We start from the raw sequence: 12,655 nt of genomic DNA on the forward strand, positions 1-12,655 counted from the left end.
CTCCCCCCGGAGTTCCGGGCGTCTGCCCGGGAAAGAGGGACTACTTGACGGGCGAGGAGACCGAGGTCGCCTTGATGGAACCGTCGATGATGCCGGCCTTGATCGTGTCGAGCTCGTCGGCCAGGGTCGGGGAGACCTTGGACTCGAAGTCGTGGAACGGCGCGATGCCGACGCCCTCGTTCTCGAGGGTGCCGATGTAGGCTGCCGCGTCGAACTTCCCGCCACCGGCCTCGGTCACGGTGTCGGCGACGCCAGCCTTCATGCCCTTGAGGATGGAGGTGAGGAAGAGGCCCTTGTTCTCGGCGTTCGTCTCGTAGAGGTCGGCGTCGACACCGACCATCGCGATGTCCTTGCCGGTCTCCTGGATCTCGGCGATGGCGCTGAGGAAGATCGGGCCACCGACGGGCAGGAGCACGTCAGCGTTCTGGTCGATCAGCGTGCGGGCGAGCTGCTTCGCGGTGTCGTTGGCCTCGAAGCCACCGGTGAACGAGCCGGTCTGGGCGGCGACGTCCCATCCGACGACCTGGACGCTCTTGCCCTTCTGCTCGTTGTAGTACGCGACGCCCTCGGCGAAGCCGTCCATGAAGATCTGGACGGACGGGAAGGGCTGCCCACCGAAGGTGCCGACGACGCCGGTCTTCGAGTAGTCGGCCGCCGCGTAGCCGGCGAGGAACGCCGCCTGCACGGTGTCGAAGAGGATCGGCTTGATGTTCGGAGCGTCGACCTTGCCGTCGAAGTCGTTGTCGGCCGCGTCGTCGATGATCGCGTAGTCGACGTCGGGGTTGGCGAGTGCCGCCTCGACCGTGTCGGCGGAGAGCGCGAAGCCGACGCTGACGATCAGCGAGCAGCCCTGGTCCGCGAGGCTCTGCAGGTTGGGCTTGTAGTCGTCGGCCTTGTCGGACTGGACGGTGATGGGCTCGACGCCGAGCTCCTTCGCCGCCTCGGTCAGACCCTCGTAGCCGAGCTGGTTGAACGACTTGTCGGTGAAGCCACCGGCGTCGGAGACCATGCAGGGGAGGAAGTCGGATGCGGCACCCGTCGCGTCGCCGCCACCGGTGCTGGGAGCCGATGCGCAGCCGGCGAGCAGTGCCATGAGACCGACGCCGGCGATTGCGCCCGCAGCGGCCTTCCGAGTTGTGATTGCCAAGGTAGCCTCCAAGATGCAGCCCCGCGGGTCACGGGGCGTATGGGGTTACGTTACCCAATGTGACGACGCCCGGATGGACGATCCCGGCTTCGCGACCGAAGCGTTACAGAACGGTGGCGTCGGCGTCATCCGCCGGAAACACGGGGCTGCTCAGCTGCGCACGAGCGGGCGTCCGCGATGCGCAGCTGAGCAGGCCGACCCGCCCGACGGCGCGGCTTGCGCTGCGGGTGCCTGCGGTTCCGACCGGTCGGTGCGCCGGTCAGCGGCGGTCGAGCGCGAGCGTCTCGCCGTCCCACCTCCGACGCAACCACCGGTCGTGGCTCGCGATGACGACCGCTCCGGGGTACGTCCCGAGCGCCTCCTCGAGGTCGGTCGCCAGCGTGAGCGACAGGTGGTTGGTCGGCTCGTCCAGGAGGAAGAGGTGCGGCGGCTTGGCGATGATCAGCGCGAGCGCCAGTCGGCGCTGCTGTCCCACCGACAGGTTGCCGATCGGACGATCGAGGTCGCGCGGCGCGAGCAGGCCGAGACCTGCGAGCGGGGTGCGCGCGGCTCGCGACTCGCCGAGGGCGCGCTCGTAGACCTCCCGAGGGGATCGTCCCGGTTCAGGGAACACGACGTCCTGCTCGAGCAGCCCCACCCGCAACCCCCTCCGCCGGAGCAGGGTCCCCGAGTCGAGGCGAAGCGAGCCGGCCAGCGCCGACAGGAGCGTCGACTTCCCTGAACCGTTCGCTCCCGTGACGAGCAACCGCGTCCGGGGTGCGATCCGCAGACGGTCGAGGTGGAGCCGGCCGTCGATGCGGGCGTCGGCGAGCTCGAGCAGCTGCTCCCCCTCGTCGAGGACCGTCGAACCGCTCGGGATCCCCGCGAACGAGAGCGGGCGAGGCGGACGTCGCACCTGCTCGCGCTCCAGGGTCTCGAGCCGGAGCTGCGCGTTCCGCACCCGCCGACTGATCTGTTGCTCGACGCGGTCACCGCGCATTCCGAACGCCATCCGGTTGTTGTCCCGGATGCCACGGTCGTGGTTGATCCGCGGGGCCGTGTCGTGCACGGCGGACGCGAGTCGACCGAGCTCCGCCTGTTCCTCCGCATGGCGAGCCGCCCACCGCTCGAGTTCCGCGGCCTTCCAGCCCAGGTACTCGCTGAAGGGACCGCCGAACACCACGAGGGGCGAGGCCTCGCCGACCGGGACCGCTCGGGATGGATCGATGTCGACGAGCCCCGTCGCGACCTCGTCGAGGAAGGCGCGGTCGTGGCTGGCGAACAGCACGGGACCGGGCCAGGTCGACAGCTGGCCGCGGAGGAAGGCGACCGCCTCGTCGTCCAGGTGGTTGGTCGGCTCGTCGAGCAGGAGGGCGGTCGGCCTCATGACCAGGAGCGCGGCGAGGGCGAAGCGGGACCGCTGTCCGCCGCTGACCTCGCCGAGGCGCCGTGACCGCTCGATCCCGGCCAGTCCGAGGCCGGCGACGACCGCGTCCAACCGGGCGTCCGCCGACCAGACGTCGGCACGTTCCGCCGCATCGAGGGCCGCGGCGTAGCGGCGACCGGCGGCCTCCTCGGTGGCAGCACCCGCCTCGCCCAGCGCCGCCGCCGAGCGTTCGAGCTCCGCCTCGACCGCTCTGACGTCACCCAGGGCCTGCTCGAGCAGCTCGCCGACGGACGTCTCCTCCGGCAGCTCGAGCTCCTGCATGAGGATTCCGGTGCGCACCGGGCGGACGGCCTCGCCGTCGTCCGGCTCATCGAGCCCGGCGAGGATCCGCAACAGGGTCGACTTGCCGGCGCCGTTCTCGCCGATCAGGCCGAGACGCTCGCCGGCCGAGACGACGACGTCGACGTCGCGCAGGACGACACGGTCGCCGTACGAGCGGGTGATGCCGTCCGCGCGCAGCTGCTGGACGTCGGCGGAACGCCCGAAGCTCGGCGCCGTTCGCGGGGTGACGGATGATGCATGGGTGATGGGTGCTCGCATGGAGGCCCCTTTCCGGATGGGGCACACCTCGCGCGATCGTCGCCGGACGCATCGGGAGCGAGCGCGGGGCTCGAACGCGTGGCGGGACGTGAAGCGACTGGCGTACCTCGATGGATTCCCGCCGGGCACACCACGGACGTGATGCTCGGGCCGCAGGCGCGGGACGTCGATTCGCTCAGTTCTTCACAGTGCGACCAGGGTATCCGGCGTGTGTCGACGCTCGCAAGCCCTCGGCGTCACCCGCCCCGATTAGGCTGGTGACCATGCGTGCTCCGTCGATCCCTTCGCTCGTGCGGCGTCGGTCGGCGCGTCGATCGATCGTGACGGCGTTGGTCGCGGCGGTGGGCGTCTCCGCTCTGCTGTTCGGCGGGCTCCCTGGCTCGAGCGCCGCAGCGGCCACGCGCGAGCAGGTGGCGGCCACGGCGACGCCAACCCCGACGCCGAAGCCGACCGGCAGCACCCCGGCGACGCCCAAGCCGACGGCCAAGCCCTCGACACCGGCCCCGGCCCCGGCCCAGCCTGCACCGCCCACGGTCCGCGGCACGGACTTCGATCCCGGCGAGATCATCAGCGACGAGAACTTCTACGACGCGAACGCGATGAGCGAGGCGGACGTCCAGGCGTTCTTCGCCTCCCAGCCCTGCACGCCGAAGGACGGCGTGCCGTGCCTGGCGGACTTCCGCGACAGCACCGAGTCGGTCCCGGCCGCCGAACCCGGTCACTGCGAGGCCTATCGGGGCGCCGTCAACGAATCGGCCGCCCGGATCGTCGCCAAGGTCGCGCACGCGTGCGGGATCAACCCGAAGGTGCTGCTCGTCCTCATGCAGAAGGAGCAGTCGCTCATCACCGGACCGAGCGAGTACGGCTACGCGCGGGCGATGGGCTGGGGCTGCCCGGACACCGGCCCGAACTTCAGCGCGAGTTGCGACGCCGACTACTTCGGCTTCCAGAACCAGGTCTACCGCTCCGCGTGGCAGTTCCGGCAGTACACGCTCTACCCGGTGAACGTGCCCGGCGAGTCGTACCAGCGCGCGTACCACCTCGGATCGGTGTACATCCAGTACAGCCCGGATGCCGCATGCGGGGGCACCCAGGTGGACATCCGCAACCAGGCCACGGCGAACCTGTACCTCTACACCCCGTACCAGCCGAACGCCGCGGCGCTCGCCAACGTGTCCGGCACGGGCGATGCCTGCAGCGCCTACGGCAACCGCAACTTCTGGCGCCTCTACACCGAGTGGTTCGGCCCCGCCGTCTGACGCCTCACTCCCCGATGAGGAGCGAGACCCGGTCGTCGAGGTAGGCGTCGAGTGGGGTGAGACCGAGGTCGTGACCGGCCCAGCGAAGCATGACCGTGTCGTCGACGAGGGAGAGCGGACCAGAGCCCGCCCGGAGCGACGCCTCGTCCAGCGCCAGTTCGACGACCTCGAAGTTCACGACGTCCCCCTCCGCGAACGGGCCCCGGTGGGCCGCCTGCTGGGCGATCCGCCGGTGCTCGACCTCCGCAGAGCGGTGGTTGAACCACTTCGGCTCGACGGCGCGCGTGGACTCGGCCGCGGTGAAGAGTCGGCCGTCGACGGACAGCAGCACGACGCCGAGGCGCCACGCCCGACCGATGGGCCGGAGCGCGGGCGCCCGCTTGACGAGCGGGATCCCGCGCGGCGTGTAGACCTCGGCGAGCGCCTCGTCGTGGACCCCTGCCGCCTGCAGACGCGCCGCAGCCTGCACCAGCAGCTCGTGCAGCGCGGTCACCGTCGGCAGCCGATCAGAGGACGTCGTCGCGACCGGACAGCTTGAGGGCGTCGACGACGCTCTTCACCCGTTGAGCGTTCGCGCTCGTGGTGACGAGCAGGGCGTCCGGGGTGTCGACGACGACGATGTCCTGCACGCCGATGAGGCTGATGACCCGACCGGTCTGGCTGACCACGATGCCGCTGGAGGCGTCGGACAGCACCCGCGCGTTCTCGCCGAGGATCGCGAGGTCGGACTTGCGCCCACCGGAGTTGAGCTTGGCGAGCGAGGCGAAGTCGCCCACGTCGTCCCAGTCGAAGTGCGCCGGCACGACGGCCATGCGACCGGCGGCCGCGGCGGGCTCGGCCACCGAGTAGTCGATCGCGATCTTCTCGAGGGCCGGCCAGACGCGGTCGACGACCGGACCGCGCGCTGCGGCGTCGTCCCAGACCTCGGCGAGTTCGAGGAGTCCCGCGAGGAGCTCCGGCTTCTGCCGGCCGATCTCCTCGAGCAGGACGTCGGCGCGGGAGATGAACATGCCGGCGTTCCAGAGGTGTTCACCGCTCGAGACGTAGCGCTTGGCCGTGGCGAGGTCCGGCTTCTCGACGAAGGAGTCGACGAGCATGACGCCCTCAGCCCCGCGGATGCCCAGATCGTGCGCGCTCTTGATGTAGCCGAAGCCGATCGCCGGCTCCGTCGGCTGGATGCCGATCGTGACGATGTACCGCTCCTCGGCGGCCGTGACCGCCTGGGCCACCGCGGCCCGGAACAGCCGATCGCCGCGGATGACGTGGTCGGCGGCGAAGGAACCGACGATGACGTCGGGCTCGCGGCGCACGAGGATCGCCGCGGCGAGGCCGATCGCCGCGGTGGAGTCACGCGGTTCGCTCTCGAGGACGACGTTCGCGTCGGCGAGGTCGGGCAGCTGCTGTTCGACGGCCGCCCGGTGCGCGCGTCCGGTGACGACCATGATGCGCTGGTCGCCGGCGATGGGAGCGAGGCGGTCCCAGGTCGCGCGGAGCAGCGTGCTGCCGGACCCGGTGAGGTCGTGCAGGAACTTGGGTGCGTCGGCGCGAGAGAGCGGCCAGAGCCGGCTGCCGATGCCGCCGGCCGGGATCACCGCGTAGAAGCGTTCGAGGGGCGTGGTCATCGCCCCAGCGTACCGGCAGCGTCCTGCCGCGCGACGACGGCACGGAACCGTCATCTGACGGGTTTACGATGAGCGCCAGTTCGAGCACGAGAAAGAGCGGTACGCGCATGGCTGGACGCAACGTCCTCGGGATCCCGATCCCGTCCTTCGGCAGCAAGCAGACTCCCCCGGCGCCCGTCGGCCCGCCCGATCCCGCCGACCTCGACGGGCGGAACAGCATCGTCAACGCGTGCATCTACCGACACGGATCCCGCAGCTCCACCCTCACCTCCCTGGAGGACACCTTCCGGGCGCTCCACGAGACGCCTGAGGGTGTCGCGTGGATCGGGCTCTACCGTCCCGACGCGGGCGAGCTCGGCGTCCTGGCGGCGGAGTTCGGGCTCCACCCGCTCGCCGTCGAAGACGCGATCACGGCCCATCAGCGGCCGAAGATCGAACGCTACGACGACGTCCTCTTCGTCGTCCTCCGAGCAGCCAACTACATCGACGAGACCGAGTCCGTCGAGTTCGGCGAGTTGCACGTCTTCGTCGGCCCGAACTTCGTGATCACCCTCCGGCACGCGGAGTCCCCCGACCTCTCGCACGTGCGCGCGCGCATGGAGCAGGAGCACGAGCTCCTCGCCTACGGACCGCAGGCGATCCTCTACGCCATCATCGACGCCGTCGTGGACGGGTACGGCCCGGTCGTGGCCGGACTCTCCAACGACATCGACGAGATCGAGGAGCAGGTGTTCGTCGGCGAGTCCCAGGTGTCTCGGCGGATCTACCAGCTCTCCCGCGAGGTCATCGCGTTCGAGCGCGCCACCCACCCGCTGAGCGACGTCATGCTGTCGCTCGAGCAGGGCAGTGCGAAGTACGGGGTCGCCGACGAGCTGCAGCGTGGTCTCCGCGACGTCGCCGACCACCTGACGAGCGTCAACCAGCGCATCGACGCCTACCGCGAGCTCCTGCGCGACATCCTGACCGTCAACAGCACGCTCGTCGGACAACGCCAGAACGAGGAGATGGCCAAGATGACGGAGGCGAGCCTCAAGCAGGGCGACGAGGTGAAGAAGATCTCCTCCTGGGCGGCCATCCTCTTCGGCCCGAGCCTCATCGCGGGCATCTACGGCATGAACTTCACCCACATGCCCGAGCTGTCATGGTGGTTCGGCTACCCGATGGCGCTCGCCCTCATGGCCACGACCAGCGTGATCCTCTACAAGGTCTTCAAACGACGGAACTGGTTGTGAACGGCGCCCGTCCGACGGGTGCCGAGCAGGTGGCGCGAGTCTCTCGTCATCGAGACAGTTAGGCCAGCCTTAGCGGCGGAACGGCGCGTCTCACGCCTACACTTGGGCACAGCGTGCCGATTCGACGCACGGCAGGCAACAACCCCCGCACGGCAGAACGATCTGCCGCAGATAGCGAATATCAGGGAGGACCTCGTGACCGCGAGTCTCACGCGAACGTCACCGTTGGAATCCACGACATCCAAACGCCCGGCCGGCACCCTGTATCGGGGCCGTGAAGGCATGTGGTCGTGGGTGCTCCACCGGATCACCGGCGTCGCCATCTTCTTCTTCCTCCTCGTGCACATCCTCGACACCGCGCTGGTGCGGGTCTCGCCTGAGGCGTACAACGCCGTCATCGGCACGTACAAGAACCCGATCATGGGCCTCGGCGAGGTCGCCCTGGTCGCGGCGATCACGTACCACGCGTACAACGGCATCCGGATCATCCTCATCGACTTCTGGTCGAAGGGCACGAAGTTCCAGCGGCCGATGTTCTGGATCGTCATCGGCCTCTGGGTCGTCACGATGCTGGGCTTCACGCCGCGCCACCTGATCAACGTGTTCAGCGAGATGGGCCACTGATGACGACGATCGCCGCTCCCCGCACCCCTGCACGTCCTGCGCGCCGCAAGGGCGTCAACTGGGAGAAGTGGGGCTGGATCTACATGCGCGTCTCCGGCGTGATCCTCCTGGTCCTCATCTTCGGACACCTGTTCGTCAACCTCATGGTCGGCGACGGCATCAAGGCCATCGACTTCGCGTTCGTCGGCGGCAAGCTGTCGAACCCGTTCTGGCAGTGGTGGGACGTCGCCATGCTGTGGCTGGCGCTCATCCACGGCGGCAACGGCATGCGCACGATCGTGAACGACTACGCGACGGGTCGCACGATCCGCGGCGTGCTCAAGGTCGCGATCCTCGCCGCCGTCAGCATCCTCATCATCCTCGGGACCCTGGTCGTCTTCACCTTCGACCCGTGCCCCGCCGGCGCACCGGCAGACCTGCTCGCGTCGTTCTGCCCCGCCAACTGAGCAACCGAGACCGAGCAACGGAAACCGTGACTACAGAAACCACCGAGTCCACCGTCATCGACGGCATCCACTACCACCAGTTCGACATCGTGATCGTGGGTGCCGGCGGTGCCGGCATGCGCGCCGCGATCGAGGCCGGTCCAGGAGCGAAGACCGCGGTCATCTCCAAGCTGTACCCGACGCGTTCCCACACGGGTGCCGCGCAGGGTGGCATGGCGGCCGCACTGGCCAACGTCGAGGAGGACAGCTGGGAGTGGCACACCTTCGACACGATCAAGGGTGGCGACTACCTCGTCGACCAGGACGCCGCTGAGATCCTCGCGAAGGAAGCCATCGACGCGGTCATCGACCTCGAGAACATGGGCCTGCCCTTCAACCGCACGCCCGAGGGCAAGATCGACCAGCGCCGCTTCGGCGGACACACGCGCGACCACGGCAAGGCCCCGGTCCGCCGTGCCTGTTATGCGGCCGACCGCACCGGCCACATGATCCTGCAGACGCTGTTCCAGAACTGCGTCAAGCTCGGCATCAACTTCTTCAACGAGTACTACGCACTCGACCTCATCATGACGAACGTCGACGGCGTCGACAAGCCGTCGGGCATCGTCGCGTACGAGCTCTCCACCGGCGAGATCCACGTCTTCCAGGCGAAGGCGATCATCTTCGCCACCGGCGGGTTCGGCAAGATCTACAAGACGACCTCCAACGCGCACACCCTCACCGGCGACGGCGTCGGGATCATCTGGCGCAAGGGCCTCCCGCTCGAGGACATGGAGTTCTTCCAGTTCCACCCCACCGGCCTCGCCGGGCTCGGCATCCTCCTCACCGAGGGTGCCCGAGGCGAGGGCGCGATCCTCCGGAACGCGAGCGGTGAACGGTTCATGGAGCGCTACGCACCGACCATCAAGGACCTCGCTCCCCGCGACATCGTGGCGCGATGCATGGTCCAGGAGGTCGCGGAGGGCCGCGGCGCCGGGCCCAACAAGGACTACGTCTACCTCGACTGCACGCACCTCGGCGCCGAGGTCCTCGAGACCAAACTGCCCGACATCACCGAGTTCGCCCGCACCTACCTCGGTGTCGACCCGGTGACGGAGCCCGTGCCGGTCATGCCGACCGCGCACTACGCGATGGGCGGCATCCCGACGAACGTCAAGGCCGAGGTCCTGAGCGACAACAACACCGTCGTCCCCGGCCTGTACGCCGCCGGCGAGTGCGCCTGCGTCTCCGTCCACGGCTCCAACCGGCTCGGCACGAACTCGCTGCTCGACATCAACGTGTTCGGCAAGCGAGCCGGCAACAACGCGGTCGAGTACGTCCAGAACATCGACTTCACCCCGCTGCCCGAGAACCCGGCCGGCTTCGTCGCCGGGCTCGTCGAGCAGATGCGGAACTCCAACGGCACCGAGCGGATCTCGACGATCCGCAAGGAGCTCCAAGAGGAGATGGACCGCAACGCGCAGGTGTTCCGCACCGACGAGTCGCTCGCCGGGGTCACCGCGACCATCCACAACCTGCGCGACCGCTACCAGAACATCGCCGTCCAGGATAAGGGCAAGCGGTTCAACACCGACCTCCTCGAGGCGATCGAGCTCGGCTTCCTGCTCGACCTCGCCGAGGTCGTCGTGTACTCCGCGCGGAACCGCAAGGAAAGCCGCGGCGGCCACATGCGCGACGACTACCCGAAGCGCGACGACGAGAACTACATGCAGCACACGATGGCGTACCTGTCGGGCGACCCGCACTCGTCCGACGCCGCCGATCACATCCGGCTCGACTGGAAGCCCGTGGTCATCACGCGGTACCAGCCGATGGAGAGGAAGTACTAGCGATGAGCACTGCAACGCTCGAGAACCCGCCGGCCGCGGCCCCGGAGGAGATCCAGTCCTTCACGGTCACCCTGATCATCCGTCGGTTCGACCCGGACGTGGACGCCGAGCCGCGCTGGGAGGACTTCGACGTCGAGATGTTCCCGACGGACCGGATCCTGGACGCGCTCCACAAGATCAAGTGGGAGCAGGACGGTACGCTCACCTTCCGTCGTTCGTGCGCCCACGGCATCTGCGGCTCCGACGCCATGCGCATCAACGGCCGCAACCGGCTCGCCTGCAAGACGCTGATCAAGGACCTCGACATCTCGAAGCCGATCTACGTCGAGGCGATCAAGGGCCTGCCGCTCGAGAAGGATCTCGTCGTGGACATGGACCCGTTCTTCGCGTCCTTCCGCGAGGTGCAGCCGTTCCTCATCCCGGGCAAGCCCGCGGAGAAGAACAAGGAGCGGGTGCAGTCGGTCGCCGAGCGCGCCCGCTTCGACGACACCACGAAGTGCATCCTGTGCGCCGCGTGCACCTCGTCCTGCCCGGTGTTCTGGACTGACGGCCAGTACTTCGGCCCGGCGGCGATCGTCAACGCGCACCGCTTCATCTTCGACTCGCGCGACGACGCCTCACAGGTGCGTCTCGACATCCTCAACGACCAGGAGGGCGTGTGGCGTTGCCGCACCACCTTCAACTGCACCGAGGCCTGCCCCCGTGGTATCCAGGTCACTCAGGCGATCGCCGAGGTCAAGCAGGCGATGATCTCGGGCAAAGTCTCCTAGCCCGATCCCCGTTCGTCCGTCCGGCCCAGCGCATCGCGCTGGGCCGGACGTGTTCGTGCGTGGCGACGTGCCATCGAGGGACGTCAGGCAAGCGCGGCGGCTCTGGCCTCGGCCGGTGACGCCGCGCTGAGCGCATCCATGGCCATGGCGCGAGCAGCCTCGAGCGTGTATCGACGCAGCTCGGTGCGGACGTCACCGAGGGCCGCAGGCGCGACCGACAGGCTCGTCGCCCCCAGCCCGACGAGCACGACCGCGAGCAGCGGGTCCGCAGCGGCCTCGCCGCACACCCCGATGGAGCGCCCCGAGGCGAGCCCGGCGTCGCCGACGAGTTTGATGAGACGCAGCACGGCCGGATGCCAGGGGTCCTGGTATGAGCCGAGCGGTGCGAGCAGGCGATCGGCCGCGAGCGTGTACTGCGTGAGGTCGTTGGTCCCGATGCTGACGAAGTCGGCGACGCCGAGGATCTGCGCCGCCAGGAGCGCACTCGACGGGACCTCGACCATCACCCCGACCGTCCGCAGCCCGAGCCGCTTGGCGAGGGTGACGAACGCCGCGGCCTCCGGAAGGTCCGCCACCATCGGTGCCATCACCCAGAGTTCCGCATCCGTGGCGTCCTGGGCGAGGGCGAGCGCCGTCAGCTGATCGCGGAGCACCTCCTCGCGGGCGCGCAGGGCCCGCAGTCCCCGGACACCGAGCGCCGGGTTCGGTTCGACGCTGTCCGGGCCGAGGAAGGCGAGCGGTTTGTCGGCACCGGCGTCGAAGACCCGCACGACGACGCGTCTGCCGGGGAAGGCGGCCAGCAGTTCGCCGTACCGCTGCGCCTGCTCGGCGACGCCCGGCGCCTCGGAACGGTCGAGGAAGAGCAGTTCGGTGCGGAACAGCCCGACCCCTTCGGCACCGAGGGCCAGCGCGCCGACCGCGGCGCCGACCGAGCCGAGGTTCGCGAGCAGCGGCACCGGTGTCCCGTCGGCGAGTTCCCCTGGCGACCGCGGCGACACACGCACCCGCGCCGCCGCGGTGGACCTGGCCGACCGCACCTCACGCGTGGTCGGCGAGCCGGTGACGACGCCCGCTCCGGCGTCGACGAGGACGATCTCACCGTCCTCGAACTGTTCCGCCCCGGCGACGCCCACCACGGCGATGAGGGATTGCTCCCGAGCCAGGATGGCCGTGTGCGAGGTGGCCGATCCGCCGCTGGTGACGAGCGCCAGGACCAGGTCGAGGTCGAGCAGCGCAGCATCGGCCGGCGCGAGGTCCGCGGCGACCAGGACGAACGGCTCATCCGAATCCGGCGGACCGGGGACGGGACGACCGAGCAGCCGTACGATGATGCGCTGCGACACGTCGCCGACGTCGGTCGCCCGCGCCGCCATCGGCTCACCGAGGTTGAAGAGGACCTGCTGCACGGTCGCCAAGGCCTCGAAGACCGCGCGCTCAGCCGTCCGGCCGGCGGCGATGCGAGCCGCCACGTCCTCGGCGAGCGCCGGGTCGTCGGCCATGACCGCCTGAGCCTCGAGCACGTCCTGGGCGTGGCCGCCGGCCCGACGGGCTCTCGCCTCGAGTTCGGCCCGCGTGTCGATCAGCGCCCGTGCCGCCCTGGCCTGCTCCTGCGCGACATCGCCGTCGAAGGGATCGGCGGACGGTTCGGCAAGCGGCTCCGGCATCCGGAGCACCGGTCCGGCGACGACGCCGCGTCCCACTCCGGTCCCGGTGAAGGTGCGTCGCCCCTCCGCCTCGCGCATGGTTCGACCCTAGTGCAC

Annotated in this window: 11 protein-coding genes; 6 read left to right on the forward strand and 5 right to left on the reverse strand. The window is 69.3% G+C overall.

Going from position 1 to position 12,655, the window contains the following annotated elements; translation table 11 throughout:
* Positions 1-40: 40 nt before the first annotated feature.
* Together ITJ57_RS14040 and ITJ57_RS14045 are read right to left on the reverse strand one after the other, a co-directional pair.
* Positions 41-1,147, reverse strand: coding sequence for a BMP family protein (locus ITJ57_RS14040; RefSeq protein WP_056012905.1), 1,107 nt, complete (start codon positions 1,145-1,147; stop codon positions 41-43).
* Between the two features lie 259 nt (positions 1,148-1,406).
* Positions 1,407-3,113, reverse strand: a complete 1,707-nt coding sequence (locus tag ITJ57_RS14045; protein WP_194670712.1) for an ABC-F family ATP-binding cassette domain-containing protein — start codon at positions 3,111-3,113, stop codon at positions 1,407-1,409.
* Positions 3,114-3,376: 263 nt separating this feature from the next.
* Between ITJ57_RS14045 and ITJ57_RS14050 the strand changes: the two genes are divergently transcribed.
* Complete coding sequence (locus ITJ57_RS14050) at positions 3,377-4,372, forward strand: hypothetical protein (RefSeq protein ID WP_194670713.1); 996 nt, start codon at positions 3,377-3,379, stop codon at positions 4,370-4,372.
* A 4-nt stretch (positions 4,373-4,376) separates the two neighbouring features.
* Here the strand turns inward: ITJ57_RS14050 and ITJ57_RS14055 are convergent, their stop codons facing one another.
* Both ITJ57_RS14055 and ITJ57_RS14060 read right to left on the reverse strand, forming a co-directional pair.
* Entirely contained in the window at positions 4,377-4,865 is a 489-nt protein-coding gene (locus tag ITJ57_RS14055) for a hypothetical protein (RefSeq protein WP_194670714.1), read from the reverse strand.
* Between the two features lie 13 nt (positions 4,866-4,878).
* Positions 4,879-5,994, reverse strand: a complete 1,116-nt coding sequence (locus ITJ57_RS14060; RefSeq protein ID WP_056012915.1) for a mannose-1-phosphate guanylyltransferase — start codon at positions 5,992-5,994, stop codon at positions 4,879-4,881.
* 107 nt (positions 5,995-6,101) lie between these two features.
* Here ITJ57_RS14060 and ITJ57_RS14065 point away from each other — a divergent pair, with 107 nt between their 5' ends.
* The 5 genes from ITJ57_RS14065 to ITJ57_RS14085 all read left to right on the forward strand — a co-directional run bounded on the left by ITJ57_RS14065 (position 6,102) and on the right by ITJ57_RS14085 (position 10,895).
* Entirely contained in the window at positions 6,102-7,226 is a 1,125-nt protein-coding gene (locus ITJ57_RS14065) for a magnesium and cobalt transport protein CorA (protein ID WP_194670715.1), read from the forward strand.
* 195 nt (positions 7,227-7,421) lie between these two features.
* On the forward strand, positions 7,422-7,850 hold the full coding sequence (gene sdhC, locus ITJ57_RS14070; RefSeq protein ID WP_370582414.1) for a succinate dehydrogenase, cytochrome b556 subunit: 429 nt from the start codon (positions 7,422-7,424) through the stop codon (positions 7,848-7,850).
* A complete protein-coding gene (locus ITJ57_RS14075; protein WP_056012923.1) occupies positions 7,850-8,296 on the forward strand; it encodes a succinate dehydrogenase hydrophobic membrane anchor subunit in 447 nt (148 codons plus the stop codon). The genes sdhC and ITJ57_RS14075 overlap by 1 nt, the downstream gene beginning before the upstream one ends.
* A gap of 26 nt (positions 8,297-8,322) precedes the next feature.
* Complete coding sequence (sdhA, locus tag ITJ57_RS14080; RefSeq protein ID WP_194670716.1) at positions 8,323-10,125, forward strand: succinate dehydrogenase flavoprotein subunit; 1,803 nt, start codon at positions 8,323-8,325, stop codon at positions 10,123-10,125.
* Between the two features lie 2 nt (positions 10,126-10,127).
* A complete protein-coding gene (locus ITJ57_RS14085; protein ID WP_056012929.1) occupies positions 10,128-10,895 on the forward strand; it encodes a succinate dehydrogenase iron-sulfur subunit in 768 nt (255 codons plus the stop codon).
* An 83-nt stretch (positions 10,896-10,978) separates the two neighbouring features.
* On the opposite strand, the gene ptsP is transcribed toward ITJ57_RS14085, so the two are convergent.
* Positions 10,979-12,637, reverse strand: a complete 1,659-nt coding sequence (gene ptsP / locus ITJ57_RS14090; RefSeq protein WP_194670717.1) for a phosphoenolpyruvate--protein phosphotransferase — start codon at positions 12,635-12,637, stop codon at positions 10,979-10,981.
* Between the last annotated feature and the right edge of the window lie 18 nt (positions 12,638-12,655).

It is taken from the genome of Plantibacter sp. VKM Ac-2880 (assembly GCF_015351235.1).
GTDB lineage: Bacteria > Actinomycetota > Actinomycetes > Actinomycetales > Microbacteriaceae > Plantibacter.

Bases quoted from the DNA above. Each gene is read 5' to 3' on its own strand.
- ITJ57_RS14045 (WP_194670712.1), bottom strand. From the start codon at position 3,113: ATGCGAGCACCCATCACCCATGCATCATCCGTCACCCCGCGAACGGCG.
- ITJ57_RS14050 (WP_194670713.1), top strand. From the start codon at position 3,377: ATGCGTGCTCCGTCGATCCCTTCGCTCGTGCGGCGTCGGTCGGCGCGT.
- ITJ57_RS14060 (WP_056012915.1), bottom strand. From the start codon at position 5,994: ATGACCACGCCCCTCGAACGCTTCTACGCGGTGATCCCGGCCGGCGGC.
- ITJ57_RS14065 (WP_194670715.1), top strand. From the start codon at position 6,102: ATGGCTGGACGCAACGTCCTCGGGATCCCGATCCCGTCCTTCGGCAGC.
- ITJ57_RS14075 (WP_056012923.1), top strand. From the start codon at position 7,850: ATGACGACGATCGCCGCTCCCCGCACCCCTGCACGTCCTGCGCGCCGC.
- ITJ57_RS14085 (WP_056012929.1), top strand. From the start codon at position 10,128: ATGAGCACTGCAACGCTCGAGAACCCGCCGGCCGCGGCCCCGGAGGAG.
- ptsP (WP_194670717.1), bottom strand. From the start codon at position 12,637: ATGCGCGAGGCGGAGGGGCGACGCACCTTCACCGGGACCGGAGTGGGA.